30 protein-coding genes are annotated in these 26,170 nt (G+C 70.4%); 22 read left to right on the forward strand and 8 right to left on the reverse strand.

The genetic code is table 11. The features are described from left to right. Positions 1-21 precede the first annotated feature (21 nt). Together ACH34Q_RS15650 and ACH34Q_RS15655 are read right to left on the reverse strand one after the other, a co-directional pair. The gene (locus tag ACH34Q_RS15650) at positions 22-978 is read right to left on the reverse strand and encodes an alpha/beta hydrolase family esterase (RefSeq protein WP_395983642.1); all 957 of its coding nucleotides are present in this window, start codon (positions 976-978) and stop codon (positions 22-24) included. Further along, positions 951-2,078 carry an LLM class flavin-dependent oxidoreductase gene (locus tag ACH34Q_RS15655; RefSeq protein ID WP_395983643.1) on the reverse strand — a complete coding sequence of 376 codons (1,128 nt, stop codon included), beginning with the start codon at positions 2,076-2,078 and terminating at the stop codon, positions 951-953. Before ACH34Q_RS15655 ends, ACH34Q_RS15650 begins: the two co-directional genes overlap by 28 nt. Before the next feature lie 142 nt (positions 2,079-2,220). On the opposite strand from ACH34Q_RS15655, the gene purU reads away from it, so the two are divergent. From purU to ACH34Q_RS15740, 17 genes are all read left to right on the forward strand, one after another. Then, positions 2,221-3,069 carry a formyltetrahydrofolate deformylase gene (purU, locus tag ACH34Q_RS15660; RefSeq protein ID WP_395983644.1) on the forward strand — a complete coding sequence of 283 codons (849 nt, stop codon included), beginning with the start codon at positions 2,221-2,223 and terminating at the stop codon, positions 3,067-3,069. A gap of 160 nt (positions 3,070-3,229) precedes the next feature. Then, positions 3,230-3,850, forward strand: coding sequence for a DUF6286 domain-containing protein (locus ACH34Q_RS15665; protein ID WP_395983645.1), 621 nt, complete (start codon positions 3,230-3,232; stop codon positions 3,848-3,850). Between the two features lie 15 nt (positions 3,851-3,865). Further along, positions 3,866-4,426, forward strand: a complete 561-nt coding sequence (locus ACH34Q_RS15670; protein ID WP_395983646.1) for a hypothetical protein — start codon at positions 3,866-3,868, stop codon at positions 4,424-4,426. 414 nt (positions 4,427-4,840) lie between these two features. Beyond that, positions 4,841-6,607: an ATP-binding protein gene (locus ACH34Q_RS15675; protein WP_395983647.1), complete on the forward strand. Its 1,767-nt coding sequence runs from the start codon at positions 4,841-4,843 to the stop codon at positions 6,605-6,607. Next, the gene (locus tag ACH34Q_RS15680) at positions 6,604-7,281 is read left to right on the forward strand and encodes a response regulator (RefSeq protein ID WP_395983648.1); all 678 of its coding nucleotides are present in this window, start codon (positions 6,604-6,606) and stop codon (positions 7,279-7,281) included. The genes ACH34Q_RS15675 and ACH34Q_RS15680 overlap by 4 nt, the downstream gene beginning before the upstream one ends. A gap of 136 nt (positions 7,282-7,417) precedes the next feature. Next, positions 7,418-7,990, forward strand: coding sequence for an Asp23/Gls24 family envelope stress response protein (locus tag ACH34Q_RS15685; protein WP_395983649.1), 573 nt, complete (start codon positions 7,418-7,420; stop codon positions 7,988-7,990). Continuing rightward, positions 7,987-8,322: a hypothetical protein gene (locus tag ACH34Q_RS15690; RefSeq protein ID WP_395983650.1), complete on the forward strand. Its 336-nt coding sequence runs from the start codon at positions 7,987-7,989 to the stop codon at positions 8,320-8,322. Before ACH34Q_RS15685 ends, ACH34Q_RS15690 begins: the two co-directional genes overlap by 4 nt. Next, positions 8,322-8,564, forward strand: a complete 243-nt coding sequence (locus tag ACH34Q_RS15695; protein WP_395983651.1) for a hypothetical protein — start codon at positions 8,322-8,324, stop codon at positions 8,562-8,564. The genes ACH34Q_RS15690 and ACH34Q_RS15695 overlap by 1 nt, the downstream gene beginning before the upstream one ends. A 90-nt stretch (positions 8,565-8,654) precedes the next feature. Beyond that, a complete protein-coding gene (locus ACH34Q_RS15700; protein WP_395983652.1) occupies positions 8,655-8,858 on the forward strand; it encodes a hypothetical protein in 204 nt (67 codons plus the stop codon). Beyond that, positions 8,855-9,337 (forward strand): Asp23/Gls24 family envelope stress response protein, encoded by a 483-nt coding sequence (locus ACH34Q_RS15705; protein ID WP_395983653.1) that lies wholly within the window; start codon positions 8,855-8,857, stop codon positions 9,335-9,337. The genes ACH34Q_RS15700 and ACH34Q_RS15705 overlap by 4 nt, the downstream gene beginning before the upstream one ends. Continuing rightward, a complete protein-coding gene (locus ACH34Q_RS15710) occupies positions 9,334-9,999 on the forward strand; it encodes a DUF6286 domain-containing protein (RefSeq protein WP_395983654.1) in 666 nt (221 codons plus the stop codon). Before ACH34Q_RS15705 ends, ACH34Q_RS15710 begins: the two co-directional genes overlap by 4 nt. 13 nt (positions 10,000-10,012) lie before the next feature. Beyond that, entirely contained in the window at positions 10,013-10,591 is a 579-nt protein-coding gene (gene amaP / locus ACH34Q_RS15715) for an alkaline shock response membrane anchor protein AmaP (RefSeq protein ID WP_395983655.1), read from the forward strand. Between the two features lie 55 nt (positions 10,592-10,646). Beyond that, positions 10,647-11,474, forward strand: coding sequence for a maleylpyruvate isomerase family mycothiol-dependent enzyme (locus ACH34Q_RS15720; RefSeq protein ID WP_395983657.1), 828 nt, complete (start codon positions 10,647-10,649; stop codon positions 11,472-11,474). Positions 11,475-11,830: 356 nt separating this feature from the next. Next, the gene (locus tag ACH34Q_RS15725; protein WP_395983658.1) at positions 11,831-13,234 is read left to right on the forward strand and encodes an MFS transporter; all 1,404 of its coding nucleotides are present in this window, start codon (positions 11,831-11,833) and stop codon (positions 13,232-13,234) included. Positions 13,235-13,244: 10 nt separating this feature from the next. Next, a complete protein-coding gene (locus tag ACH34Q_RS15730) occupies positions 13,245-13,697 on the forward strand; it encodes a winged helix-turn-helix transcriptional regulator (RefSeq protein ID WP_395983659.1) in 453 nt (150 codons plus the stop codon). A 26-nt stretch (positions 13,698-13,723) separates the two neighbouring features. Beyond that, positions 13,724-14,350, forward strand: coding sequence for a class I SAM-dependent DNA methyltransferase (locus ACH34Q_RS15735; RefSeq protein WP_395983660.1), 627 nt, complete (start codon positions 13,724-13,726; stop codon positions 14,348-14,350). Beyond that, positions 14,347-14,883, forward strand: a complete 537-nt coding sequence (locus ACH34Q_RS15740; protein ID WP_395983661.1) for a hypothetical protein — start codon at positions 14,347-14,349, stop codon at positions 14,881-14,883. The genes ACH34Q_RS15735 and ACH34Q_RS15740 overlap by 4 nt, the downstream gene beginning before the upstream one ends. Here ACH34Q_RS15740 and ACH34Q_RS15745 read toward each other — a convergent pair. After that, a complete protein-coding gene (locus ACH34Q_RS15745; RefSeq protein WP_395983713.1) occupies positions 14,880-15,395 on the reverse strand; it encodes a GNAT family N-acetyltransferase in 516 nt (171 codons plus the stop codon). The two genes, ACH34Q_RS15740 and ACH34Q_RS15745, sit on opposite strands and share 4 nt — an antisense overlap. Before the next feature lie 423 nt (positions 15,396-15,818). Continuing rightward, complete coding sequence (locus tag ACH34Q_RS15750; RefSeq protein ID WP_395983662.1) at positions 15,819-16,193, reverse strand: nitroreductase family deazaflavin-dependent oxidoreductase; 375 nt, start codon at positions 16,191-16,193, stop codon at positions 15,819-15,821. Between the two features lie 216 nt (positions 16,194-16,409). On the opposite strand from ACH34Q_RS15750, the gene ACH34Q_RS15755 reads away from it, so the two are divergent. The 3 genes from ACH34Q_RS15755 (at position 16,410) to ACH34Q_RS15765 (ending at position 18,543) form a co-directional block, all read left to right on the forward strand. Continuing rightward, on the forward strand, positions 16,410-17,045 hold the full coding sequence (locus tag ACH34Q_RS15755) for a TetR/AcrR family transcriptional regulator (protein WP_395983663.1): 636 nt from the start codon (positions 16,410-16,412) through the stop codon (positions 17,043-17,045). Between the two features lie 47 nt (positions 17,046-17,092). Further along, positions 17,093-17,575 (forward strand): NUDIX domain-containing protein, encoded by a 483-nt coding sequence (locus ACH34Q_RS15760; RefSeq protein WP_395983664.1) that lies wholly within the window; start codon positions 17,093-17,095, stop codon positions 17,573-17,575. 218 nt (positions 17,576-17,793) lie between these two features. Then, entirely contained in the window at positions 17,794-18,543 is a 750-nt protein-coding gene (locus tag ACH34Q_RS15765; RefSeq protein WP_395983665.1) for an ankyrin repeat domain-containing protein, read from the forward strand. A gap of 148 nt (positions 18,544-18,691) precedes the next feature. On the opposite strand, the gene ACH34Q_RS15770 is transcribed toward ACH34Q_RS15765, so the two are convergent. Continuing rightward, complete coding sequence (locus ACH34Q_RS15770; protein ID WP_395983666.1) at positions 18,692-19,267, reverse strand: TetR/AcrR family transcriptional regulator; 576 nt, start codon at positions 19,265-19,267, stop codon at positions 18,692-18,694. Positions 19,268-19,349: 82 nt separating this feature from the next. Between ACH34Q_RS15770 and ACH34Q_RS15775 the strand changes: the two genes are divergently transcribed. Further along, positions 19,350-19,754: a nuclear transport factor 2 family protein gene (locus ACH34Q_RS15775; RefSeq protein ID WP_395983667.1), complete on the forward strand. Its 405-nt coding sequence runs from the start codon at positions 19,350-19,352 to the stop codon at positions 19,752-19,754. Further along, positions 19,751-20,584, forward strand: a complete 834-nt coding sequence (locus ACH34Q_RS15780; protein ID WP_395983668.1) for an NAD(P)H-binding protein — start codon at positions 19,751-19,753, stop codon at positions 20,582-20,584. The genes ACH34Q_RS15775 and ACH34Q_RS15780 overlap by 4 nt, the downstream gene beginning before the upstream one ends. Positions 20,585-20,929: 345 nt before the next feature. Here ACH34Q_RS15780 and ACH34Q_RS15785 read toward each other — a convergent pair whose 3' ends face one another. The 3 genes from ACH34Q_RS15785 to glyA form a co-directional block, all read right to left on the reverse strand. Then, positions 20,930-22,573 carry a DUF222 domain-containing protein gene (locus ACH34Q_RS15785; protein WP_395983714.1) on the reverse strand — a complete coding sequence of 548 codons (1,644 nt, stop codon included), beginning with the start codon at positions 22,571-22,573 and terminating at the stop codon, positions 20,930-20,932. A 758-nt stretch (positions 22,574-23,331) separates the two neighbouring features. Beyond that, the gene (locus tag ACH34Q_RS15790; protein ID WP_395983669.1) at positions 23,332-24,705 is read right to left on the reverse strand and encodes an L-serine ammonia-lyase; all 1,374 of its coding nucleotides are present in this window, start codon (positions 24,703-24,705) and stop codon (positions 23,332-23,334) included. Positions 24,706-24,913: 208 nt separating this feature from the next. Beyond that, on the reverse strand, positions 24,914-26,170 hold the full coding sequence (glyA, locus tag ACH34Q_RS15795) for a serine hydroxymethyltransferase (RefSeq protein WP_395983670.1): 1,257 nt from the start codon (positions 26,168-26,170) through the stop codon (positions 24,914-24,916).

Genomic DNA, 26,170 nt, shown 5'->3' on the forward strand with positions numbered 1-26,170 from the left:
AATTGCCGGACCGCCTGGTCGTCAGCCTACCCGGGGATGCTTCTCGAAGAAGTTCCACAGCATCGTGCTCGCCCCGGTGGGCCAGCGATGGGTACCGCCCTCGATCTTGCAGAACGTCACCTCGGCGCCGCCCTGCCCCTTGCCCGTACCGGCGCAGTCGGCGCCGTTGCTCAGCCCGCGCAGCGTCCTGGTCGGCTCGGGCAGCTTGCCGACCCGGCGCCAGAAGTCCACCGCGTCCTTGACCGGCGGGTACGGGCGGCCGTCGTTGAAGTCGCGCCGGCCGCCGCCGTTGAACGGGACGCTGCGGTCGGCGGTGCCGTGCACGATCATCGCGGAGACCGGCCGGCCCGGATCGCAGTCGGTCACCAGCGCGCCCTCGACGACCCCGATCCCGGCGATCTTCCCGGGCCGCTCGCAGGCCATCCGGTACGCCATCCCGGCGCCGTTGGAGAACCCCGTCACGTACACCCGGGCGGGATCGGCCAGTCCCGCGCCGGTCAGTTCGTCGATCAGCTTGGACAGGAAGCCCACGTCGTCGATGTCGCCGAGCTTCGAGGCGCCGCAGCAGTCGCCCGCGTTCCAGGTCGTCATGAACCCGTCCGGATAGGCGACCAGGAAGCCCTGGTCGTCGGCGATCCGGTCGTACCCGGTCAGCTTCCGCATCTGCCCCATGTTGGCGAGCCCGCCGTGCAGGGCCAGCACCACGGGCATCGGCTTGGCGGGCTTGCCGTCGCGCCACTCGCCCTCGGTCAGCTTGGGCGGGACGTGCAGCAGGTACTCGCGGTGGCCGGGGCCGCCGACGTCGAGTTTCCGCTTGTGCGTGCCCGCGTCCGTGGGGATGCCCTTGACGGTCTCGGGCCGCTTTCCGGACGCGCCGGGAGGCTCGGTCTTCTTGCCGCCGTCCCCTTCCTTCGGGCCGTCGCTACAGCCCGCCAGCACGACGGTGAGGGTCAGGAGGAGGGCGAGGAGGCGGCGCATGCGAGCGAATCTAACCCGAGTGGCCCACCCGAAACTACTCGCTGGTAGGAATCGCCGCCCGATCCACTCGGCCCATACAGCCCACTCGCCCGGCTCGGCCCGCTCGCTCCGTCCAGCCCGGCGAGCCGCCGGTGCGATTCCAGCCGCGCCGCCCGGTCATGGGTGCTGGTGTGCACCAGGTACTCGTCGGCCCCGCTGCGTTCGACCAGCTCCTCCAGGGCCTCGGCCACCTCGTCCTCGGTCCCGTACAGGTGCCCGCGCAGGGCCTCGTCGAAGTAGCGCTTCTCCCGCTCGCTCATGTCCATCGCCAGGATCCGTTCCGCCGGGACGAGCGGCGGGAACTCGCCGTGAACGCGGGAGTAGGCGTTCGACCAGGCCTCCGGTACGAGCATCCGCCATGCCTCGTCGCGGGTGTCGGCGATCGCGATCGTCCCGGAGACGACCACGTACGGCTCGTGCCCCCACAAGGTGGTCCGGAAGCCCTTCCGGTAGCGCTCGATCGCCTCCAGCATCCGCTCCGGGCTCCGTACGGCGGCGATCACCAGCGGCAGCCCGAACGAGGCCGCGATGTCCGCGCCGGACCCGGTGGCCAGGATGAATGCCGGCACCCGCAGCCCTTCCGCCGGCCATGCGTGCACGCCCGGATACTCCTGCTGATCACCGGTGAAGTAGCCGAGCAGCTCCGCCAGCCGGGGCGCGAAGTCGTCCGCGTCCTGCCGGTCGTGGCCGAGCGCGCGCCGTACACCGCCGGTGAACCCGACCGAACGCCCCAGCCCCATGTCGATACGCCCGGGATACAGCGACTCCAGCACGCCGAACTGCTCCGCCACGACCAGGGGCTGATGGTTCGGCAGCATGACGCCGCCCGTTCCCACCCGGATCCGGGACGTCGCGGCCGCGACCGACGCCGCCAGTACGGTCGGCGCCGGACCGGCCACGCCAGGGACGCCGTGGTGCTCCGACACCCAGAACCGGTGGTAGCCCAGGTTCTCCGCCTGCCGGGCGAACTCGACCGTGTCCCGCAGCGCGCGCGGATGGCCCTCGCCCTCCCTTGTCCGGGAGCGGTCCAGGATCGAGAAGCGGATCGTACGTAGGCTCACACTCTCCTCAACATTCCGCGCGCGGCGGCATTCCGCTCCCGAGCTCCTGACTTCCTGACCTCCTGGAACGGAATCGCCGCGTAAGCTCTGCTTCCATCGGCGTACCGCCACCCGGAATCCGACACTCAGCGGAAGTGACACCGTGTCCGAATACGTGCTGACGCTCTCGTGCCCCGACCGTCCCGGCATCGTCGCCGCCGTCTCGGGACTGCTCGCTGAACGCGGTTGCAACATCCTCGAGAGCCAGCAGTTCGGCGACCGCGATACCGGCCGGTTCTTTATGCGGGTGCAATTCGCCGGGCTCGCGGACACCGACCCCGGCGAGTTGCGCGGCGCGTTCGCGGCGCTGGCGGCCGAGCTGGGCCTGGAGTGGAGCCTGACCGACACCGCCGAGCGGCAGCGCGTACTGATCATGGTGTCCAAGGGCGGGCACTGCCTGAACGACCTGCTCTACCGGCAGCGGTCCGGGCTGCTCGACATCGAGATCGTCGCGGTCGTGTCCAACCATCCCGACCTGCGCCCGCTCACCCAGTCGTACGGCATCGACTACCACCACCTGCCCGTGGCCGCGGCCGCCAGGGCGGCCCAGGAGACCGAGGTGCTCACGCTGGTCGAGCACTACCGCGCCGACGTGGTGGTCCTGGCCCGCTACATGCAGATCCTGTCCGACGACTTCTGCGGCAAGCTGCCCGGCCGAGTGATCAACATCCACCACTCGTTCCTGCCGGGCTTCAAGGGCGCTCGCCCGTACCACCAGGCGCACGCGCGCGGGGTGAAGCTGATCGGCGCCACCGCGCACTACGTGACCGCCGCGCTCGACGAGGGCCCGATCATCGAGCAGGAGGTCGCGCGGGTCGACCACACCCACAGCCCCGAGGACCTGATGGCGGTCGGCCGCGACATGGAGTGCCTCGCCCTCGCCCGTGCCGTCCGCTGGCACGCCGAACACCGCGTACTCCTGAACGGCGACCGCACGGTCGTCTTCCGCTGACCTGGATCATCCGCCCGCCCCGGGGACGCGGGTGAACGCTGCGCAGGGGTGATCGTTTCCCCTGGTCCCGGGCCTTGCAGCGCGCCGGGTTTCACTGGCTGTCATCTTCCATCACCATGGGTGAGGTGTATCTGCGCACCTCGGGGGTGGTGATGTGGTGATGAGCGACACGCTGGTCGTGGAGACGGCGACCGGCGACGCTGAGACCGGACAGCGGGCCCGGCGGCTGGCCGCGCGGGAGTTCCGGCCGCGCCGGGCGGCGGCGGGACTGGCCGCCGCGCTGCTGTTGCTGGTGGCGGGCGGGCTCGCCTCGATCGAGGTGGTGAGCGTCCTGGTGGGACGGCCGGCCGGGCTGATCCCGGCCGACCGGTGGGCGGCGGCGCTGCACCGGACGTCCTGGGACGACCCGCGCGCGCTTGGCGCGGCGGCGGGGGTGGCCGTCGCGGGGCTCGTGCTGCTGCTCAGCCTGCTCCCGGCCCGCCGGCCGCGGATGGTGCCGCTGCACGGCGCCGACCCGCACATGGCCGCCGCGATCAGCCGCAGGGCGCTGCAGCGCTCGCTGGTCTCGGCGGCGCTGAGCGTGCCCGGCATCGTCAAGGTCCGGGTCCGGATCAAGGGCGGCCGGTTCCGGCGGCGGGTGGCGGTCCGGGCCGTGACCCGCTACCGCAACCCCGCCAACCTCACCGACCTGGTCCGGGCCGCGCTCGCGGCCCGGCTGTCGGAGATGGACCTGATGGATCCGCGGCGGGTGCGCGTCCGGCTGCGCTGGCGGAAGGACTGAGATGGGGGGCCGACGATGAGTGGAACGAGAGCCGCGATCCTGCTGACCGGGCTGGCCCTGCTGGCCGCCGGCGTCTGCGGGCTGCTGCTGGGGCTGGGCGCGTTCGGTGCCGGGAGCGCCGGGCGTCCCATGCTCACCTCCGAGATGGCGCGGTACGCGGGGGAGCACGAATGGTTCTGGCCGGTCGCGGGCGGTGTCGCGGAGACCATGGCGCTGGCCGGGCTGATGTGGCTCTACGTCCAGGTGCGGTCGATCATGCTCACCCGGCGGGCCGCCCTGGACACGCCGACCCGGCATCTGGCCGGGGTGGCGGCGGGCGAGCTGCTGCGCGAGACGCGCCACGTACCGGGGGTACGGGACGCGCGGATCCGGCTCACCGGCAGCAGGCTGCGGCCGCGGCTGCTGGTGACCGTGATCTGCGCTCCGGACGCGGCGCCCGCCGAGATCCACACCGACCTGAGCAACGGCCCGGTCGAGCGCTACCGCGCCGCGATGGACCTGGACGGCCTGATCGTGGTCATCCGCTTCCAGATGCAGGAGCCCGTCCCGACGGCTCCAGAGGTCGTGTCCGCATAGAGCAGCCTGTGCCCGCCTAGGGAAGGTCGTGTCGGCTCAGGAAACCCGTAGTACCCGCCTAGTCACCCGCCTGGCCCCCGGCTCGGGCACGTGGGAGCTCGAGCCCGAACCGGGGGCGGCAGGTCAGCAGGACCTTGCGGTGCCGGCCCGGCACCGTGAGGTCACCCGGTCCGATGACGTCCCTGGCTTCGAGCGGGGGGAAGCCAGGGACGTCGACCAGGGGCCCTCATCGGATGGGCCGGCGTCCGCGCGGATCACATGTCTGCACGGTGACTATGCGCGGGACCCTGGGCCGGGTCACCCTTGTGTACATTTCGTTCACGACCGCGGCGACGCGCGGCCGGTCCGGTGAGTCCGAAACCTCCCGGAATCGGCGGTGGCGGCTGGTGGAACGGGTTCAGGGATGTGCTCGGAATGCGGCGTACAGGGATGATGGCGGGCTCCGGCAAGGGCTGGAGCATGGCCCGGCAGCTGCTCGTGCTGCAGGCCGCGATCGTGGGACTGCTGGTGGTCGCCGGTGCGGTGCTGGCGTACATGGACTCGCAGCGCGCGGCGGACGTCCAGGCCAGGCACACCGTGACGGTGGTGGCGCTGACGCTGGCGGACGCGCCGAGCGTGCGCGGGGCGCTGTCGTCGCCGGATCCGAGCAAGGCCCTGCAGCCGTACGCCGAACGGGTCCGGCACGACACCGATGTGGACTTCATCACGATCATGAATCCGCAGGGGATCCGCTACACCCATCCCAACCCGAGCCGGATCGGCCAGCACTTCGTCGGCAACATGGCACCGGCGCTGGCCGGGCGGACGTTCAGCGAGACCTACACCGGGACGCTCGGGCCCTCGGTCCGTACCGTGACGCCGGTCTTCGACGATGCCGACCGGGTGGTCGCGCTGGTCGCGGTCGGGATCACGATCCGGACGATCTCCGCCGAGCTGCGCGAGCGCCTGGTGCCGCTGATCGCGGTCGCGCTGGCCGTGCTGGCCCTCGGGATCGGCGGAAGCTCGCTGGTCAGCGCGCGGCTGCGGCGCCAGACCCGGGGCGTGGCGCCGGGCGAGCTGCGCGGGATGTTCGACTACTACGAGGCCATCCTGCACGCCGTACGGGAAGGGCTGGTGCTGCTCGACGGCGACGGCCGGGTCGTGCTGTGCAACGACGCCGCCCGGGAGCTGCTCGATCTGCGCGGGGAGCCGCAGGGCGAGGAGGCCGGCCGGCTGGGCCTGCCCGCGGAACTGGTCGGCGCCATGAACTCCGCCGATCCGCGTTCCGACGAGATCCATGTGGGGGACACGCGGGTGCTGGTGGTCAACACCGCACCGGTACGGTCCAGGGATCGTGCCATGGGAAACGTCGTGACTCTGCGTGACCACACCGAGCTGCAGGCCCTGCTCGGTGAGCTGGACACGGTCCGGGGCTTCGCCGAATCGCTGCGCTCGCAGGCGCACGAGGCCGCCAACCGGCTGCACACGGTCGTGTCGCTGGTGGAGCTGGACCGTCCGGACCAGGCGGTCGAGTTCGCCACCGCCGAGCTGCGGACGGCGCAGCGGCTCACCGACCGGGTGGTGGGCGCCGTACGCGAGCCGGTGCTGGCGGCGCTGCTGCTGGGCAAGTCGACCGAGGCCGCCGAGCGCGGGGTGGACCTGGCGGTCGCCGACGACATCACGATCGAGGGGGCCGAGGGCGCTATCGAGCCCCGCGATCTGGTCACCATCCTCGGCAACCTGATCGACAACGCCGTGGACGCGGCGATCGAGGGCGCTGCGATCGAGGGTGCGGGGACTGAGGGCGCGGGGAAGCAGGGCACAGCGATCGAGGGCACCGCCGAGGACCGGCCGCCGAGGGTCACGGTCACCGCCCGGACGGGCGCGGGCGAGCTGGTGATCGAGGTGAGCGACACCGGCCCCGGCCTGGATCCCGCCCGCGCGCAGGAGATGTTCCGGCGCGGCTGGACGACCAAGACCGCCGAAGGCCCGGCCGGTCCGCGCGGGCTGGGGCTGGCGCTGGTCGGCCAGGCCGTCCGGCGCTACCGGGGAACGATCGAGGTCGAGCGGGACGGTGGCGCGCTGCTGCGGGTCCGGCTGCCCGTCGTCGTTGATCCGGAAGGCGCCGGCGAGCCGTACAACGCAGGGGAACCCAAGGGCCGGCAGACCGGGGGCCGAGGGAAGGGCAGAACCGGCTTGTGATCAAGGTCTTGGTGGTGGAGGACGATCAGCTGGCCGCCGAGGCCCACCGGCAGTACGTGGAGCGGCTGGCGGGCTTCACGGTGGCCGGCGTGGTGCACTCGGGCGCCGACGCGCTGCGGTTCTGCGAGCGCGAGGCCGTGGACGTCGTGCTGCTGGACTTCTACCTTCCCGACACGCACGGGCTCACCGTGTGCCGGGCGCTGCGCGCGGGCGGCCTGGCGGTGGACGTGATCGCGGTGACCTCGGCCCGGGACCTGACGGTGGTCCGCTCGGCCGTGTCGGTCGGGGTCGTCCAGTACCTGCTCAAGCCGTTCACGTTCGCCTCGCTGCGCGACAAGCTGGAGGGGTACGAGCGGTTCCGGCAGCGCGCCGAGCGTCCGGGCGAGGTCAGCGGGCAGGCCGACGTGGACGGGATCCTCGCCGCGCTCCGTACCGGCGACCAGCGGTCACTGCCGAAGGGGATGAGCGGCGCGACGCTGGAGGCGATCACCGAAGTGCTGACGGAGGCGCCCGGCGGCCTGTCGGCGGCCGCCGCCGCCGCGCTCACCGGCGTGTCCCGGGTGACGGCGCGCCGCTATCTGGAGTATCTCGCCGACAACGGCCTCGCCCAGCGCCGTCCCAGCTACGGCCAGGTAGGACGGCCCGAGGTGCGCTTCTATCCCGTGCCGGGATAGTCCGGCGGACCAGTAGTCAGCGGTCCCGCAGTCCGGCGGTCGAGGAATTGACCTGCTTATTGTCACCCATGGTGGTTTCCCGTCGCGCGTGGTGAGTATGAATTTCACACCATCGGCGCACCGGGGGGATGCCGTCATGAGTGAGGGAAACGTACGCGGCTCGACAACGGACCGGCCGTCCGGGGCATCGCTGCCCGGCCAGTCGCGGGGATCGGAACAGCCGCGGGGATCGGAACGCGAGCGGAGCGGGCGGTCGCCGGGCGGCGGCCTGGACAAGGCGTCCGGCGGCGAGCGGGGCGACCTGGTCACCCCGAACGGCCGTACCAAGATCGCCGACTCGGTGGTCGCGAAGGTCGCGGGGATGGCCGCGCGCGAGATCGGCGGCGTGCACGACATGGGCGCCGGGATGTCCCGTACCCTCGGCTCGGTCAAGGAGCGGCTGCCCGGCGGGATGGGCAAGCAGAACGCGACGCAGGGCGTCGCGGTGCAGGTCGGCGAGCGGCAGGCCGCCATCGACATCGATCTGATCGTGGAGTACGGGACGTCCATTCCCGACCTGGCCGCGGCCGTGCGCGACAACGTGATCGACGAGGTCGAGCACATGTGCGGGCTGGACGTCGTCGAGGTCAACATCGAGGTGGCCGACATCCATCTGCCCGGCGAGGAGGCGGAGGAGGAGTCGCAGCCGTCCGAGCCGCGGGTGCGATGAAGGGAACCCAGGCCCTGACCGGCCGGGCCGCGGCCGCCTCCGAGCGCGAGCGGCTCGCCGAGCGGATCGGCGCGGCCGTGACCGGCCTTCCTGACGTGGCCGGCCTGACCGCCGGGCCGCGCGCGCATGTGGTCACCTACCGGGTCGGCCCCCCGTACGGCGGCGTCGCCGTACGGGACGGCGAGATCGAGGTGGGCGTCGTCGCCCGCCCCGGCCGGCCGCTGGCGGAGATCGCCGAGACGGTACGGCAGGCCGTCCTTCCGCTGGCCGGGGGCCTTCCGGTGAACGTGCTGATCGGCGACATCGACGACGGTGCCAGGGGTAATGGCTGATGGCGCGGACGACGGCGGCCGAGCGGGAGCGGGCGGAGTTCCGGGCCTGGGTACGGGCCCACCATCCGGATGTGGGCGGCGACCCGGCGGAGTTCGCCGACGGCCTGCGGCGCATCCGGGGGTCTCTGTCTCCGGCGTCCCCGGCCCGGGGCACGGTCGTCGCGGTACGGCGCCGCCGCTGGCCGGTCCGCCGGCTGGCTCGATGGCGGGAGCGCCGCCAACGAGCACGGCTCCTGCTGTGAGCGGGACCTGAAGAGGGTTCTGTGAGGGCTTGAGTGAAATCTGAGAGAGGGCTGCGAGGGAACCGGACCGGCCTCTGAGAGGGAACTGACATGGACGCAAAGATGATGTGGTCGGCGATCGGGCTGGCCTTCGGTACGGCGCTCGGGTTCGCCGGCGCGTTCGGCGGGTTCGGGACCTTCGTGATCGTGCTGCTGCTCGGCCTGCTGGGACTGGTGGTCGGGCGCGTCGTCGCCGGCCAGGTGGACCTGGGCGAGCTGCTCTCCTCGTTCGGTACGCGGAAGGGCTCGTCGTGACCTCGGCGAGCCTGTCGCCCCAGGCGGACCTGCCGCCCACGGTCGAGCCGCCGCCCCGGCCCGGGCGCTCGCCGGACGCGGGCGATCCGTACCGGGGAGAGCGCGGCCATACGAAGATCGCGGAGAAGGCGGTCGCCCGGATCGTCACCCGCGCCGTGGGCGAGACCGAGGACGCGGGCGGGCTCGGCAGGAAGAAGGGCCAGGGCCGTGCCGCTCGTACCGACGTGGACGTGGCGGGCACCGTGGTCACCGCGCGCGTGCGGATGTCGGTGGTCTATCCCGAGCCGGTACGCGAGGTGAGCGAACGGGTACGGGAGCACGTTCGCGAGCGGGTCGAGGCCCTGACCGGCTTCACGGTCCGCCAGGTGGACATCGAGGTGGCCGAGCTTGAACGACCTCCGGCCCCACGATCCCGGCGCGGCCGTCGCGACGCACCCGTTCCGCATGCTCCGCACGTTCCGCGACAGGGGGGCGAATGACCACGAGCGTCGGGCGGCTGCCGCCCGCTCCGGCCGGGGAACGGGCCGAGGGAGAGCAGGCGAAGGGAGCGCAGGCCAGGGGAGGCAGGCCCGGTCCGTCCCGCGCCGCCGACCGTGCCGCGCGCCGCGCGTTCCACTCCCGGCGGATCCTGCCCGCGCTGCTGGCGGCCCTGCTGGTCACCGCGGCGGGGCTGCTCACCGCGATCGAGGCGATCTCGGCGCTGACCGGGGATCCCGCGCGCCTCGTCCCGTACGACCGGGTGACGTCGTGGGCGTGGGGGACGTCGTGGAAGGAGGCGGCCGGGCTGCTGGCCGCCGCGGTGACGACCCTGGTCGGCCTGTTCTTCCTGGTGGCCGGGCTGCGTCGCGGTCGCGGGCGGCTGATCCCGCTGCACGGCGACGATCCCGACGTGATGGTCGCGATCACCCGGCGCGGCCTGCGCGGCATCGCCGGCTCCGCCGCCCGGGACGTCGCGGGCGTGACGGACGTCGGCCGGGTGAAGGTACGGCGGCGCAAGGTGAAACTGACCGCCGGTACCGCGATGCGTGATCCGGGAGACCTGCGCTCCCGGGTGGAGACCGCCGTACGGGAACGCCTCGACGAGGCCGGGCCGCTGCCCAGGCGAGGCGTCGCGGTCCGGATTCGCAAGCCAAAGGAATAGGGACTGATCGCCCATGGACCGTCACGCGTCGCGCATCAACCATGTGGGCCTCACCCTGCTCGGCCTCGTCCTGACGGCGGCCGGGGCGATGGCGCTCGCCCGCGGGCTGGGCGCGTTCGGCCAGGGCCCGGCGTCCGATGCGCTGATCACCGGCCAGATGCGCCGGTACGCGGCGGAGCAGGGCTGGTTCTGGCCCGTCGTGGCCGCGAGCGGCGTCGTCCTGACCCTGCTCGGGCTGGCCTGGCTGCTCGCCCAGGCGCGTTCGGAACGGCTGCCCGGCCTGGCGCTGGGCTCCGAGACCTCCGATGGTACGACCCGGCTGACCGGCAAGGCCGTCACCCAGGCCCTGGAGGAGGAGGTCGGGGAGTACCCGGGCGTCCAGGGCGTTCAGGCGCGGCTGCTCGGCAGTTCCCGGAAACCGCGCCTGCGGCTGAACGTCGCGTACCGGCGCAACACCGACCTGGCCGACCTCCGCGACCACATCGAGCATGAGGCCGTCGCCCACCTCCGGACCGCGCTCGAACGCGATTCGCTGCCCGCCATGGTCAAGCTGCGCCCGGTCTCCGGCGAGCAGAAGCGCACGGTGGCCTGACTCCCTGGGTCACGGGATCTTGTGGGAAGTGCGCGGATCGTGCCACTTTCAACCCATGACTTCGGAGATGCAGGCGAACATCGCCGCGTTCGAGCAGACCCTGAGATCCACGATCGCGCTCGGGGAGGCGTTCTCTCCGGAGGACTGGAAGCGGCCCACCGACTGCCCCGGATGGTCCGTACAGGACGTCGCGGCGCACCTGGTGGGCACGGAGCTGCTCCTGCTGGGCGAGGACCCCGCCGCCGGTCATGTGATGGCCGAGGAGCCGCCGCACGTACGCAACGACCTGGGCCGGCTGGTGGAGCCCGGGGTGGACGCCCGGCGCGGCCGGCCGGGCGCCGACGTCCTGGCCGAGCTCAGGGACGTGCTTGACCGGAGGCTGGCGGCGCTCGGCGAGACCGACTCCGAGCAGCCCACGGTCGCCCCGACGGGCCGTATGGTGCCGTACCGGGAGTTCATGGTCTTCCGGGCGTTCGACTGCTACATCCACGAGCACGACATCCGCCGTGCGGTCGGCCGTCCCGGCAATCTGGACGCCCCCGCCGCTTTCTGCGCCCGCACGATCATGGAGTCCGGACTCCCCATGATCGTGGGCAAGCGCTCGGGCGCGGGCACGAACCGGACGGTCGTCTTCGAGGTCTCCGAGCCCGTACCGTTCACCTCCCGGATCCGGATCGGCGAGGACGGCCGCGCCCGCCCTGATTCAGGCTCCGGGGCCGTCTCCGTCTCCGGTGATGTTGCCGACGTCACGCTGCGGATGGACTGGGAGACGTTCATGCGCCTGGCCGCGGGCCGCTGTGCCCCCACCGACGTCAAGGTCGGCATCGACGGCGATGCCGACCTGGCGGGACGGATCCTGGCGAACATGGTGCTCACCCCCTAGGTAATGTCATGGCGGCTTTGACGGATTTTGAGGCCTTCGATCCGTAAATCCGCTGGTAGCTGGGCTAGTGTCCGAAGAAATCGGCGTCGAGGGGATGGAGGGTTCAGCTTGCAGGACGTTCCAGCACAGGCCGGCTCCACTATGGAGCCCTTCGACGTACGGGGGGATATCACGGACGACTCCGCGGGCCCCTTCCACTGAGCGGCCCGTCGTTTCGGGGGTCGTGGCCGAGCGCCACGGCCCCCGAACGCTTTCCGGTAGTGGGTTGTGTTTTCCAACTAACTGGATTAGCGTCCCGGGGAAGTTGTCTTTTCCAACGGACAGTGTCGACCGAACCACGTCCCCATGGAGCCGCCATGCCCAGGCCAGGTCTCGTCTTCGCCGCCGTCGCCGCAGGCGTCGCGATGTCCAACCTCGATCTGTTCATCGTCAACGTCGCGCTGCCCGAGGTCGGGGCCCACTTCGCCGGCTCCGGGCTGGACGACCTGTCCTGGGTGCTCAACGCCTACGCGGTCGTCTTCGCGGCCCTCCTCGTACCGGCCGGGAACCTCGCCGACCGCATCAGCCCGCGCCGCGCGTACCTGATCGGCGTCGCCGTCTTCACCCTCGCCTCGGCCTTGTGCGCCCTGGCTCCCACCGTCTGGACCCTGGTCGGCGCCCGTACGCTCCAGGCCGCCGGCGCCGCCCTCCTCATCCCCGCGTCCCTCGGCCTGCTGCTGGCCGCCGCACCGCCCGAACGCCGCGTACCGGCCGTTCGCGCCTGGACGGCCATCGGCGGCGTCGCAGCGGCCCTCGGCCCTGTCGTGGGCGGCATCCTCACCGGCTTCGACTGGCGCTGGGCCTTCCTGGTGAACATCCCCGTCGGCCTGGCCATCCTCATCGCGGGCCCCCGCGTGCTGCCGGCCGTCCCCGCCCGTACGGACGCGCCGCGGCCGGACCTGCTCGGCGCCGCCGTCCTCACGACCGCCATCGCGGCCCTCGCCCTCGGCCTGGTCAAGAGCGAGGACTGGGGCTGGGGATCGCCCGAGGTCATCGGCTCGCTCGCCGCCGCCGTCGCCCTCCTCCTCGCCTTCGTGCTCCGATCGTCCCGGCACCGGGTGCCCGTGCTGCCGCTGTCCCTGTTCCGGCTGCCGTCCTTCGGCCCCGCCACGCTCGCCAACGTCCTGTTCGCCGTCGCGTTCGCAGCGATGCTGCTGTCGGCCGTCCTGTGGTGCCAGCAGGTCTGGGACTGGGGGCCGCTCCGTACCGGCCTCGCCATCGCCCCGGGCCCGCTCATGGTTCCCGCCCTGGCCGTCGGCGCCGGGCCGCTCGTCCGCCGGATCGGCAACGGAGGCGTCGCAGCCCTCGGCTGCGTGGCGTTCGCTGCGGGCATCACCTGGTGGTACGCGTGGCTCGACGCCGGTTACGCCGCCGGGATGCTGCCCGGCATGATCCTCACCGGGATCGGCGTTGGCCTCACCCTTCCCACCCTGATCGGCGCGGCCGTCGGGGCCCTGCCGCCGCAGAGCTTCTCCACCGGCTCAGCCGTGGTCTCCATGGCCCGCCAGATCGGGACCGTCCTCGGCATCGCCCTGCTCGTCGCCGCCCTCGGCTCGACCGAGGCGCCCGCTTTCGGCGACGGATGGCTCCTCATCCTCGCCGCGACCGTCGCCACCGCGGCGGCCTGCCTCCTCCTGGACACCCGCCTTCGCCCCCGCCCCCGCACCGTGGGGGCGGCGCCTTCGCCATCGGCCACACCGGCGGCCGTCGACCGTTCCTAAAATGAGGGCCATGCCTAAGGACGCCGAACCGCGGCCCTGTTCCATCGCCGACACGCTCGACATCATCGGCGAGCGCTGGACGATCCTCGCCGTCCGCGAGCTCTTCCACGGCGTACGGCGCTTCGACGGCATCGCCCGCAACACCGGCGCCTCCCGCGACATCCTCACGACCCGCCTGCGCAAGCTGGAGTCGGCCGGCATCATCCGCCGCGAGCGCTACAGCGATCACCCGCCCCGCTTCGAGTACCACCTGACGCCCTCGGGACGGGAACTGGGCGAGGTCCTGATCACGCTCATGAAGTGGGGCGACCGCCACCTGAACCCCGATGACCCGCCCGTACGCTGGCACCATTCGTGCGGCGAGATCCTCGACCCCGACCTCGTCTGCGCCCACTGCGGCGGCCCCGCCCTCTCCGGCGCCCACACCCCCGTGGGGCGGGGCGTGCAAACCGGGACAACCTAAACAATCATGTGATTTCATGGCCGACCGTGACCGAGTACTTCCGTAACACCCGGGCCGGCTACGACGCCATGGCCGCCGACTACTGCGCGCACTTCCCGGACGATCTCGATGCCAAGCCGCTGGACCGCGCGATGATCGCCGCGTTCGCCGAGGCCGCCTCAGGTCCCGTCGCCGACGTCGGTTCGGGTCCCGGGGATGTGACGGCACGGCTGCACGCGCACGGGCTGGACGTCTTCGGCGTCGACCTGTCACCCGGGATGCTCGCGCACGCGCGCCGGTCCCACCCCGGCCTGCGCTTCGACGAGGGCACGATGACGGCCCTGGACGTACCGGACGGCCACCTCGGCGGCCTCGTCGCCCACTACTCGATCATCCACCTGCCTCCGGCGGAGGTCCCCGCGGCCTTCGCCGAGTTCCACCGTGCCCTGTCCGCCGGAGGCCACCTGCTGCTCGCCTTCCAGGTCGGCGATGAGCCCAACCACTACTCCGAGGCGTTCGGTCACACCGTCGACCTCGACTTCCACCGCCTGTCTCCCGACCACACCATGGAACTGCTGCGCAAGACCGGGTTCGACGTGGTCGCCCACCTGGTCCGCGAGGCCCGCGAGAACGAGATCACCCCGCAGGCCTACATCCTGGCGCGCAAGGCATGAACGGCATCAGCGCCAAGCTGGACCTGCTCCGCCGCACCGAATCGGAGCACCGCTTCGGCGTCACCATCGACGCGCCCAGAGAACTCGAACCCATCCCGGAACTGCCGGCCGGTGTCACCGACGTCTTCCGCACGTTCCACGAGCTGGGCGGGGACTTCTTCGTCTTCCGCCAGCCCGAGGAGATCGCGAACCCCCGTGCCTGGGCCGAACGACCGGAACTCCCGGGCTGCCCGCTCGGCCACCCCCTGGAGATCGGCTACGAGCGCTACGACACACCCGAGGGCATCGTCGGCGCCCCCATCAGGCTGGACCTCCAGGACGGCAGCGTCTACTACTGCGACCCGGACGACTACGTCTTCTTCTACAAGAACGTCGACGTGGAGATCGAGACCGTCGAATTCGCGCCGGACATCGTCACGTTCTTCGACCACAACGTCCTCGGGCCGGGCTATCCGGAACTCGTCGAAGCCGTTGTCGGGCGCCGCCGCGACGACAACTGGCAGAAGCTCCTCAAAGCAGCCGGCCTGGTCTAATAACGCGTCATCGACCAGGTACGCGGACCGCCGTCCGGCAGGTCGTACTCGGCGGTGACCTCGAAGCCCAGCCGCTGGTAGAACGGCACGTTCCGGGCCACCGAGGTCTCCAGGAACGCGGGCACGCCCTCCCGTTCGGCGGCCTCGAGCCCCGGCCGGATCACCGCACCGCCCAGCCCGCCGCCCTGCCGCGCCGGGTCGACCCCGACCACGCCGAGGAACCACGACGGCCCCTGCGGCCGGTGGGCCGCCATCACGGACTCGGCCGCCTCGTACGCCTCCAGCCGGTCCCCGGCCAGCTCCGCGAACCGCGGCGCCAGTTCGGCGAAGATCTCACCGGACGTCCGCGGCGTCGTCCACACGGCCACCGCGCCGACACCGTCCTCGACCCAGACCCGCCCCTGTTCAAGGCCGATCCGCCCGACGAACAATCCCTGGAACCGTTCCAGTCGCTCCAGATGGTCGTCGGCGGCGATCACATGCCGGGTGAACACATTGTCGGCGAACGCCATACGCAACGTCCGTGCCGCCCGTGCCGCATCCGCGTCGGTAGCGGCACGCACGACGATCTCGTTCGAGGTCAAGACCTGCTCACTCCAGACTGTCGTGGCTTCGAGAAGCCTCCAGGCTAGCCCGGCGACAGAATGATCCTTCCGGGTGCTCCTACGCCTCCTCTACACATCTTCTGCGCCCCGCTCGCGCCTCCTCTGGGTCTCTTCTATGCCTCCTCGGCCGGCTCAGATGCCAGGAGCAGCGCGCTCAGTCCGGCCGTGGTCGCCATTAGTGGAGCTGCGATAAAGAACGTCTGCCAATGAGCACTCAGCATGCTTCCGGCTTTACCCGATGGACGATCACTTGATCTCAGCCCACACGATCCTTCCGCCGACGACGTCCGGTGTACAGCCCCACTCGTCCGAGTACGCCTCGACTGGTCGTCAGTGTGCGGCCAGGTCCATGCGGAGGAACTCGGTGATGCGGAGAACCCTGGGTGGGCGTGCCACTTCATCGGAGAGGGCCTGGAACGCCTCCTCTTTCCCGATCAGACGCGGGGCGGCGAGTTCCATCTCCTGGCCGGCGGCCCGGAGTCGCGCCCTGTCGGCCGCCAGGATGTTCTGCACCCAGTCCGAGCCCGACCCGTACACCAGAATGAACAGATAGCCGCCGTCGACCGGATGTGCGTCGAGTGGGGTGTGGTACGTCGTGCCGGAGGTGCGGCCGACGTGGGTCAGTACCGGGTACTTCCCGCCCGCGATCGCGCGAGGGTTGAACACCCGCTTGTTGATGTGTCCCCACCACAGCGGCATCGGCATCGGGTTCTCCTTCTGTCGCCCCGGTGGGGCACGTCGAGGGTCGGACGTCCGCCGAGCTGCCGACTGGTCCTGCCCGGAAATGACTTACGCTCGTAAGGTGACTTACATTCGTAAGGGTGACTTACGCCTGTAAGCTTGTCAATACGTCCGTCCCCTGGAGTCGTCTTGCCGCCATCACCACAGCCAGCGCCTCGGCAACCGCTCAGCAGAGGCCGCGTGCTCGAAGCCGCGATCCGGGTCGCCGATCGCGGCGGCGTGGAGGCGATCACGATGCGGCGGGTGGCGCAGGAACTGGGCGTGGAGGCGATGTCGCTCTACCACCACGTCCCGAACAAGGACGCGATCCTCGACGGCGTGGTCGACGTGGTGTTCGCGGCGATCGAGCTACCCGGTGCCGGATGCGGCGACTGGCGCGAAGCGATCCGTGTGCGCGCTTGCTCTGCGCGTGCCGTCCTGTCGCAGCACAGTTGGGCCCTGGGCCTCATCGACTCTCGCCGCAACCCGGGGCCGGCGACGCTCCGCCATCACGACGCCGTCCTCGGTGTCCTCAGAACGGCGGGGTTCACGCTGCCGATGGCCGCGCACGCCGTGTCGCTCATCGACAGCTACATCGACGGGTTCGTCATCCAAGAGGTGAGCCTGCCGCTGACGACGCCGGACGATGTCGAGGACGTGGCCGGCGGCATCCTCGAGCACCTGCCGGCGGACGAGCTGCCGTACCTCACGGAGATGATCGTCGACCACGCCCTGCGGCCGGGCTACGACTACTCCAGCGAGTTCGGCTACGGCCTGGACCTGATCCTGGACGCGCTCGAAGCCCGCCGGTGCCAGAGCCCCGATACCGCCACCTGAGGCGATCGGATGGAGCTCTCATGTCCACCCCTGGTTAGTCTGGCCGGATGTCTGAGAGCGAGAGCCGCTACATCGCGGAGGTTGCGGCCCGACGCGCGGTAAGGCCCAGTGTCCGCTCGCTCATCGTCCAGGAAGGTCGTGTGCTGGTTCAGCGGCCTTCGGATTCGGAACCGGGTCACCACTACGGCTTCATCGGCGGCGGGTACGAGATAGGCGACACATTCGAGTCCCGGCTGCGAAAGGAGATCGAGGAGGAGACCAACGCCCGGCTGGTCGACTGGGAGTATCTCTTCGTCGTCGAGAACCGCTTCGTCGACGCCGGACGGCGGGTCCACGCCGTCGAGCATTATCTGCTGGCCACGATCGACCGTACCGACGTCGTCAGCCGCGAAGCGCACCTCGTTCAAGAATGGATTCCGCTCTCCGCACTGGCGGCCACGGACGTGCGCCCGCACGCCGTCCGGGACGTGCTGGCCACAGGACGCCACCACGAGATCCGGCACCTCACGGTCAACGCCTGGCCGGAGTGATCAGGGCTCTCCGCGCAGCGGCAGCCGTCGTGCTCGACCTGCTGGTACGGGTCGCACAATGGACTGATGCGTTCTTTCACCATCACTATCGAAGAGACAGTGTTGGACGACCTGCGGGACCGGCTGGCGCGGACAGGGTTCCGGGCGGACCTGCCGGGCGAGGACTGTCACTGGCGTGCGCCACCATCGTTCTGCTTCCGTCTCGAAGGAGTTTCGTGGTGACTGCCGATGGATGGTCCGAGGGGCTTACCGCGCTCTGGCATGCGGTGTTCGAGAACCGTCCCGACGACGCGCGAGCCCTGGCCGCCGCCAGCGCCGACCCGTGGCGCCCGATGATGGCGGGCTGGTCGCCCGGACGGCTGAGCCTGGCCGGGGCCACCCCTGACCTGTTCGGTGCGCCTCCCGCCGGTATCGCGCTGTCCACCGCCGAGGCCGCCGCCGTGGCGGAAGCGTCCCGCTTGATCGCGGCGCTCGGCGACTTCCATTACAACGGCACCGGACTGGCGTGTGTCGCGGGCATCAGTGCCGAGGAGGCCGCACGGCGGCTGGCGGCGACCCCGGCGGAGGGGCCGGAAGAGGACGAGCCGCATGACCTGTACGACCTGGACGACGACCTCGTCGGCGCGACCGATGTTCCTGGGGGATGCGTCCTCACCCAGCCCTGGGGATACGCGCCCCAGACGTCGGAGGTCATGGTGCCGCTGTCGGCGGGCACCTTCGCGTACGGGCTCTACGCCAATCCCAGCAGCGGGAACCAGGGGAGCATCGCCCGTGACGGCATCATCGAAGGCTGGGATCTGCACCCGGGAGGAGGCGCTGCGGGGCCCGGCGATTCCGCCGCTGACATCCTCGCCGCCTACCTCTATCAGCATGCAGCCGTGGCGTACTGCTGCGCGTACGCGGGCCTGCGCCTGACCGACGCCCAGGCGATCGTCGGCCCACCCGACATCTGGCTGTCCCTTCCCTGAACGGGTCGTCCCGGTGCCACCGGCGCCGGTCACTTCACCAGGTGCGCGATGGCCGTCGTATTTCCTAAAACGATCAAGTCGGACGACGGCGGCGGTCCGCCGCCAAGGCGATCTCGACCAGGTGCTCGCTTCGGTCCGTACCCTCTGATCAGCGTTTTCCCAGGACCTTCGCGGTGAAGGTCATCAGCTGGGCCATCATCCGCTCCGGGTCGGAGTCCTGCTCACCGGCGAGATGCTCGACGAGGTCGGCGCGGGTGGCGGCCAGCAGCGCGTGCGCGGTGAAGTCGCCGTCGTCGGTGATCTCGTTCAGCGCGCCCCGCAGAATGCGGTGCCACCACGTGTAGTGGGGGGCCTGGTACGGGCTGCCGCCTCCGGTGTCCTCCAGCGCCAGCGACAGATGGCGGTTGTCGAGCTTGAAGCGCAGGATGGCCGCCAGCAGGGCCGGGACGCGCTCGTACGGCGGGGTCGTGGGGCCGAGCGGTGCCGGCCCGGACTCCACCGCGTCGCGCAAGGGCGCGATCCGTGCCTCGGCCAATGTGTGGACGAGACCCGTACGGTCGCCGAACCGGCGGAACAGCGTGCCCTTGCCGACGCCCGCCGCCGCCGCGATGTCGTCCATCGAGACGCTGCCGGGGCTCTCGCTGCGGGCGAAGAGCTCATCGGCCGCGGCCAGTACGGACTCCCGGTTGCGCAGGGCGTCGGCGCGCTCCTTGCGTGGGCTCACGGGGTCCTCCAGTTGCTAAGCGGACCGTCGGTCCGTATTGTTAAGCGGACTGCTGGTCCACATCCTATCGAAAGGCGCCCCCATGACTCCCGAGGACCTGTTCCACCAAGGGCTGCGGCTCCTGCTGGACAAGGACATCGACGGCTGGGTCGCCCTGTGCGACGAGAACGTCGTCATCGAGTTTCCCTTCGCGCCGGACGGCTACCCCAGCCGGCTGGAAGGCCGGGCGGCGGTCGCCGACTACATGAGCGACTACCCCGACCACATCGACCTCCAGGACTTCCCGTACCTGGAGATCCATCGAACCGGTGACCCGGAGACCGTCATCACCGAAATGCGCGCCACCGCCCGCGTCGTCTCCACCGGCACACCGATCGAGATCCCCTACATCGTCGTGATGACGGCCCGGAACGATCGGATCGTGCGCTACCGCGACTACTGGAACCCGCTCGCCATGCCCGCGTCCATGAGCGACGCGAAGTCATGAGCACCATCCTGGTCACCGGAGCCACCGGTACCACCGGCAGCCGGATAGTGCCCCGGCTCACCGCCCTCGGCCACACCGTCAAGGCCGCCGCGCGCCGTCCCACCGCACCCGCCGGAGCCCGACCCGTACGGTTCGACTGGTACGACCCCGCCACGTTCGACGAGGCCCTGCGAGGCACCGACCGGATCTACCTCGTACCGCCGATCGGCTCCCCGGATCCGGCCGCCGTCATGCTGCCGTTCCTGGAACGGGCCCGCGCCGCCGGTGTACGCCGCGCGGTCCTCCTCAGCTCCTCGGCCATCCCCGCCGGAGGCCCGGCAGTAGGGCAGGTCCACGCGGCACTCGCCGACGTGATCGACGAATGGGCGGTGCTACGGCCGTCCTGGTTCATGCAGAACTTCACCGACCAGCACCTGCACGCGGACAGCATCCGCAAAGAAGGCACCATCATGACCGCCACCGGCACGGGCCGCGTCGGTTTCGTCGACGCCGACGACATTGCCGCAGTGGCCGTCCACGCCCTCACCGACGCGACGGCGCCCGGCCCCGACCTGGTCATCACAGGACCCCAGGCGCTGAGCTACGACGACATCGCCGCCACGATCTCCCAGGTCATGGGACGTCCCGTACGGCACCGGGTGCTCACCTACGAGCAGATGCGCGACCGCCTGGCCACCGAGATACCCGAAGAATTCGCCGCGCTCCTCGCCCGCCTCGACCGTTCCATCGCCGAAGGCGCCGAAGACCGCGTCACCCGTACCGTCGAGCGCGTCACCGGCCGCCCACCTCGTACCTTCAGCGATTTCGCCAGAGCAGCCTTCACCCCCTGACGGCATGCGCGAGAACCGATCGAGTGGCTCCGCATCTGCGGCCATTACCTGGACTCGGCCGGACCAGGAGCCTGCGTTCGGCGAACGCGCTGCTCTGCTGGTTGAACGGCAGCGGCATCGAGAGGGAAATGTCCTGCCTGGGGTGGGTGCTGGCGGCAGTGTTGAGCAGGACGCGTCTTTCCACGCCCCCGCCGTAGTGGTGGTGGCGGCCACGGCGTGCTTGAACACCATGCTCGATCGGCTCAGGTGAGTACTCGTGAGCCATCGCAGTGTCCTTTTTGGGCGCCGTCTGGTTTCTCCTGGCATCGGGTTCTCCTGGCACCGGTTCGGTCGGACTCCCCGACATCATTCCGGTCGCACGATGTGCCAGGTGCCCGCAGGCGTGATCCAGATCAACAGTCCAGGCCAGGGCTGAAAGAGGTGCCAGCCGGGAGTCTGTTTCGTGATGTGGTGGTGCCGACATACAGGCGCGAGGTTGCAGGCGCAGGTGGGGCCATGCCTGTCGTAGGCAAGGGTGTGGTCGAGGTCGCACAGGTCTGAACGGCGATTGCAGGTGGGGAACACGCAGACGGGATGCCGCGCCTCGATCATGCGTCGGAGTGCGGCCGGAGGCCGGTAACCGGGATGACCGTGCCGTCCGTGCTCGTCGGTCTCGCACCAGGAGTCGCGGAACGGCGTGAGGCTTTCATGGAGGCCGTTCACGGCTCGTACCACGCACGCGGCCAACTCGGGCAGTCGGCCGGTGAGCGCGAGATGGCCACGCACCTGTGAGAGCCGCTGTTCAGCGTCGTGGGCGAGCGTCTCGATGAGTTCGCTCTCGCCCTGCCGCTCCCAAGGTGCGGGCACCCGACGCTGCGACGGCACCGGGTGGTCTCGTCCACCGTCCAATCGTCTTTCCCCGGTCTGTGGACCTTCCGGCTCCGATTCCGCGCAGCCCGGTCCATCAAGGAGTGGATCCGTCCCCTGATCCTCTTGGGGTCGCCCGCTGCCGGGCCGATCGACCGCACCGTGATGGGTGCAGTGCTGTCTGATGCCTGGCGGGTCGTCCTGCGGGCCGGTTCGGGGCGACCGTTCGCTCTTGGGCGAGTCGGCTTCCGGTTGGCCGTCAGGCTGTCCGACGTGCGGGGCTGTCTCGGGAAGTGGCTGGTCAAGTAGCTGCGCGACGGCGTCGGGAAGGGCGTGGCCGCGCAGTAGAACGAGGGCCAGGTCGGTACGGATCTGGTTGACGGTACGGGAGTCACCGTCGGCCTTCAGCGCTTGCGCGACCGCGCTGATCTTGTTGTGAATGGCGTGGGCGTCCTCCGCGTGGATGTCGAGCAACGCCAGCGCGGCGGTGCCGGTGGCGTTGTCCCACACCTCCATCCGCCGCTGCCGGACGCTCTGCCGGGTGTGCTCGTCGAAGCTGTCGGGGGCCAGCCGGCGGGCCAGGGTGGTGACCCGGCGGCGCAGCTGGCCGGTGGTCTGACGCGCGGCCCGTTCCAAGGCCGCTTGCTCCAGCCGTGCGGCCACGTGGTCGGGCAGTCCTTCGGCGGCGTCGCAGATCACCCGGGCTTTCGCCAGATCGATCCGACCCGCGGCGAGGGCGGCGCGCGTTCCGGGCAGAGACCGGGCCAGCCGCTCGGCGATGTGCATCAGAGTGGCGGCGGCGTTCCCGGTCACCGTCAACGCGGCCGCGATCTCCTCGATGAGCGATTCACCGGCGGAAAGGATCCGGTAATCGTCATCGTCGCGCCGGTCCCGCTCCTGACGGCGAGCCACCAGTTCGGCGATCGCGGTGAGCTCGCGTGCCTGCGTCCATGCGGTCTGCCGGCGCGCGGCCGCGATCACTTCGATCAGCTCGACATCGCTCAAGCCGTCCAGCCGTTCCTCACTGAGGAGAATCGCAAGGGAGGGCCCTGGGGGAAACCAGCCACGGCCCTCCCATTCGGATGCCGCAGCAATGTGTCCTGTGGTCAACAAGGCATCTACCATCGACCGGCCTCCCTCCATCACCACGAACCATTTTAGTCGAACGCACTGGCGAACAGCAATTCAGGAACCGCTATCCCAGACTGGAAATGCTGATACTGGTGATAGTTTGTCCGCTTTGTTTTGGCTATCCCAACAGTAATAAGGTGGTGGCGTCGCTGCCCCTGGGCTCAGGTCATCCTCATCCAGCGGTGTGCTGTTCAGTTGAGGTGGGTCCGGTCGTTTTACCGGCCTGGGGTGGCTGAGCAGGCAGCCCTGTTGAGCCGAGTGGTGCGGGAGGGTGCGTTTCTCATGCCGTGCCGTTGGGTGAGCGTCACTTTGGCTGGGGTGGTGAGCAGACGGATGGATGCGGAGGATGTACGCCGCCGTCCAGCGCAAGCCGGTGCCGCGCCGGTTGCGGCTTGGTGCAGTACGCCAGCAAGGCTGTGAGTTGAGGTAGGCCAACAACAGCTGCCAAGCAATCGTCGCGTGCTGTGTGCAAGGCGGCAGAGGCGCAATGTCGCGCGATCCCACGCTGGCAGTCCCGGCGCCGACCGAAAAGAATCACATCGAACATGAACCGGCTACAGCAACCAACGTGACGCTGACCGGACGCCAGGCGCAACATGATCGCTCGCATTCAGGTGCCACCCCAAGTGGTCGCCAGGCGCGCCCAAGTGATTCGAGAGACAAAAGGCCTCAGCCACCTGACCGGAGCCATTCAGCGCGACGGGCTGCAGTTGCGGGACGGACCGCTCAAGAGACCCGTGGTGACCAGGGCATGAGGACGAGGCCGGGCGTCAGCATTCGATGACGTTGACGGCCAGGCCGCCGCGGCTTGTCTCCTTGTACTTGTCGAGCATGTCGCGGCCGGTGTCCTTCATGGTCTTGATGGCGCGGTCGAGGGAGACGAAGTGCTTGCCGTCGCCGCGCAACGCGATGCGCGTGGCGCTGATCGACTTGATGGCGCCGACCGCGTTGCGTTCGATGCAGGGGACCTGGACGAGGCCGCCGACCGGATCGCAGGTGAGGCCGAGGTTGTGCTCGATGCCGATCTCGGCGGCGTTCTCCACCTGCTCGGGGGTACCGCCGAGGACTTCGGTGAGGCCGGCGGCGGCCATCGAGCAGGCGGAGCCGACCTCGCCCTGGCAGCCGACCTCGGCGCCGGAGATCGAGGCGTTCTGCTTGAACAGGGCACCGATGGCGCCCGCGGTCAGCAGGAACCGGACGGCGCCGTCGTCGGACGCACCGGGGACGAACTTGGCGTAGTAGTGCAGGACGGCCGGGACGATGCCGGCGGCGCCGTTGGTGGGGGCCGTGACGATGCGGCCGCCGGCGGCGTTCTCCTCGTTGACGGCCAGGGCGAAGAGGGTGACCCAGTCCATGGCGTGGAGCGGGTCGGAGTCCTTCTCGGTGATGAGCTGGCGGTGCAGTTGGGGCGCGCGGCGGCGGACCTTGAGGCCGCCGGGCAGCAGGCCCTCGCGGCTATAGCCGCGATCGACGCAGGCGCGCATGACCTCCCAGAGGTCCAGCAGGCCGGTACGGATCTCCGCTTCGGTACGGCCGAACGCCTTCTCGTTCTCCATCATCAGGGCGGAGATCGACAGACCCGTCTCGCGGCAGTGGTCGAGGAGCTCGACGGCGGTGTCGAAGCGGTACGGCAGGACGGTGTCGTCGGGCTTGATCCGGTCGGCGCCGGTGGCGTTCTCATCCAGGATGAAGCCGCCGCCGACCGAGTAGTAGACCTTGGAACGGAGCTCGTCCCCGTCGGCGGTGTACGCGGTGAAGCGCATCCCGTTGGGGTGGCCGGGGAGCGACTGCTTGCGTTCGAAGATCAGGTGCTCGCCGACCACGAACGGGATGTCGTGCGAGTCGAAGAGCCGCAGGGCACCGCGCGAGCGGATGTCGGCCATCCGGGAGTCGACGGTGTCGACGTCGACGAGTTCGGGCTTGTCGCCCTCCAGCCCCAGGATGACGGCCTTGTCGCTGCCGTGGCCCTTGCCGGTGAGACCGAGCGAGCCGTACAGGATCGCCTGGACGGAGGCGGTCTTCTCCAGCAGGCCGTCGCGGTGCAGCCCGCGCGCGAAGCGGTGCGCGGCGGCCATCGGGCCGCCGGTGTGGGAGGAGGAGGGGCCGATGCCGATTTTGAAAAGGTCGAACACGCTGATCGCCATGAGTGCCTCCTCGATATTCCCGCGCTGAGGCTTCCGCCTTCTGCTGCCTCGCTTGCCTAGCTCTGTGGAGCCCCCGCGCTGTGACTCCCGCGCTGTGGCTCCCGCGCTGTGGCTCCCGCCTTCTGCCGCCTCGCTCCGTGGTGCCCCCGCTCCGTTCGCCCTAGGGAAATCCGTTCCCCTAGGAAGAGAGAGCGGGGACCACGGATCTCTACAGGCCGGGGTAGAGCGGGTGCTTGTCTGCCAGTGCCCGTACACGGGCGGCCAATGCGTCCTGGTCGAAAACCGGCTGCAGAGCCAGCGCGATGATGTCGGACACCTCGGTGAAGTCCGCGGCGGTGAAGCCCCGGGTGGCCAGGGCCGGCGTACCGATCCGCAGGCCGGAGGTGACCATCGGCGGGCGCGGGTCGTTGGGGACCGCGTTCCGGTTGACGGTGATGCCGATCTCGTGCAGCCGGTCCTCGGCGTCCCGGCCGGTGAGTTCGGAGTCGACCAGGTCGACCAGGACCAGGTGGACGTCGGTGCCGCCGGTCAGGACCCGTACACCGGCCTTGGCCGAGTCCTCGGCCGTGAGGCGCTCGGCGAGGATCCGGGCGCCCTCGACGGTACGGCGCTGCCGCTCGGCGAACTCCTCCGAGGCGGCGATCTTCAGCGCGACCGCCTTGGCGGCGATCACGTGCTCCAGCGGGCCGCCCTGCATACCGGGGAAGACCGCGGAGTTGATCTTCTTGCCGTACTCCTCGCGGGCCAGGATCAGCCCGCCGCGCGGACCGCCCAGCGTCTTGTGCGTGGTGGTCGTGACGATGTCGGCGTACGGGACGGGCGAGGGGTGCAGGCCCGCCGCGACCAGCCCGGCGAAGTGCGCCATGTCCACCATGAGCAGCGCGCCCACCGAGTCGGCGATCTCGCGGAACGCGGGGAAGTCCAGCTGCCGCGGGTACGCCGACCAGCCCGCCACGATCATCTTGGGCCGGTGCTCGGCGGCCAGCGCGGCGACCTCGTCCATGTCGACCAGGCCGTCCTCCGCGCGGACGTGGTAGGGCACCACGTTCAGCATCTTGCCGGAGTAGTTGAGCCGCATGCCGTGGGTGAGGTGCCCGCCGTGCGCCAGGTCCAGGCCGAGGATCGTGTCGCCCGGCTGCAGCAGCGCGAAGTACACCGCGGTGTTGGCCTGCGCGCCCGAGTGCGGCTGGACGTTCGCGTGCTCGGCGCCGAACAGCTCCTTGGCACGGTCGATCGCCAGCTGCTCGGTGACGTCGACGAACTCGCAGCCGCCGTAGTAGCGCCTGCCCGGGTAGCCCTCGGCGTACTTGTTGGTCAGGACCGAGCCCTGCGCCTCCAGTACGGAGACCGGGGCGAAGTTCTCGGAGGCGATCATCTCGAGCGTGGACTGCTGCCGGTCCAGCTCGGCGGCCACGGCCTCGGCCACCTCAGGGTCGGCCTCGGCCAGGGAGTCGTACAGGCCCAC

Source organism: Actinomadura sp. 9N407, assembly GCF_044326315.1.
Classification (GTDB): Bacteria; Actinomycetota; Actinomycetes; order Streptosporangiales; family Streptosporangiaceae; genus Spirillospora.

Bases quoted from the DNA above. Each gene is read 5' to 3' on its own strand.
- ACH34Q_RS15650 (WP_395983642.1), bottom strand. From the start codon at position 978: ATGCGCCGCCTCCTCGCCCTCCTCCTGACCCTCACCGTCGTGCTGGCG.
- ACH34Q_RS15665 (WP_395983645.1), top strand. From the start codon at position 3,230: ATGAGCGACACGCTGGTCGTGGAGACGGCGACCGGCGACGCTGAGACC.
- ACH34Q_RS15670 (WP_395983646.1), top strand. From the start codon at position 3,866: ATGAGTGGAACGAGAGCCGCGATCCTGCTGACCGGGCTGGCCCTGCTG.
- ACH34Q_RS15675 (WP_395983647.1), top strand. From the start codon at position 4,841: ATGCGGCGTACAGGGATGATGGCGGGCTCCGGCAAGGGCTGGAGCATG.
- ACH34Q_RS15685 (WP_395983649.1), top strand. From the start codon at position 7,418: ATGAGTGAGGGAAACGTACGCGGCTCGACAACGGACCGGCCGTCCGGG.
- ACH34Q_RS15690 (WP_395983650.1), top strand. From the start codon at position 7,987: ATGAAGGGAACCCAGGCCCTGACCGGCCGGGCCGCGGCCGCCTCCGAG.
- ACH34Q_RS15695 (WP_395983651.1), top strand. From the start codon at position 8,322: ATGGCGCGGACGACGGCGGCCGAGCGGGAGCGGGCGGAGTTCCGGGCC.
- ACH34Q_RS15700 (WP_395983652.1), top strand. From the start codon at position 8,655: ATGGACGCAAAGATGATGTGGTCGGCGATCGGGCTGGCCTTCGGTACG.
- ACH34Q_RS15710 (WP_395983654.1), top strand. From the start codon at position 9,334: ATGACCACGAGCGTCGGGCGGCTGCCGCCCGCTCCGGCCGGGGAACGG.
- amaP (WP_395983655.1), top strand. From the start codon at position 10,013: ATGGACCGTCACGCGTCGCGCATCAACCATGTGGGCCTCACCCTGCTC.
- ACH34Q_RS15720 (WP_395983657.1), top strand. From the start codon at position 10,647: ATGACTTCGGAGATGCAGGCGAACATCGCCGCGTTCGAGCAGACCCTG.
- ACH34Q_RS15725 (WP_395983658.1), top strand. From the start codon at position 11,831: ATGCCCAGGCCAGGTCTCGTCTTCGCCGCCGTCGCCGCAGGCGTCGCG.
- ACH34Q_RS15730 (WP_395983659.1), top strand. From the start codon at position 13,245: ATGCCTAAGGACGCCGAACCGCGGCCCTGTTCCATCGCCGACACGCTC.
- ACH34Q_RS15740 (WP_395983661.1), top strand. From the start codon at position 14,347: ATGAACGGCATCAGCGCCAAGCTGGACCTGCTCCGCCGCACCGAATCG.
- ACH34Q_RS15745 (WP_395983713.1), bottom strand. From the start codon at position 15,395: ATGGCGTTCGCCGACAATGTGTTCACCCGGCATGTGATCGCCGCCGAC.
- ACH34Q_RS15750 (WP_395983662.1), bottom strand. From the start codon at position 16,193: ATGCCGATGCCGCTGTGGTGGGGACACATCAACAAGCGGGTGTTCAAC.
- ACH34Q_RS15760 (WP_395983664.1), top strand. From the start codon at position 17,093: ATGTCTGAGAGCGAGAGCCGCTACATCGCGGAGGTTGCGGCCCGACGC.
- ACH34Q_RS15775 (WP_395983667.1), top strand. From the start codon at position 19,350: ATGACTCCCGAGGACCTGTTCCACCAAGGGCTGCGGCTCCTGCTGGAC.
- ACH34Q_RS15780 (WP_395983668.1), top strand. From the start codon at position 19,751: ATGAGCACCATCCTGGTCACCGGAGCCACCGGTACCACCGGCAGCCGG.
- ACH34Q_RS15785 (WP_395983714.1), bottom strand. From the start codon at position 22,573: ATGGAGGGAGGCCGGTCGATGGTAGATGCCTTGTTGACCACAGGACAC.
- ACH34Q_RS15790 (WP_395983669.1), bottom strand. From the start codon at position 24,705: ATGGCGATCAGCGTGTTCGACCTTTTCAAAATCGGCATCGGCCCCTCC.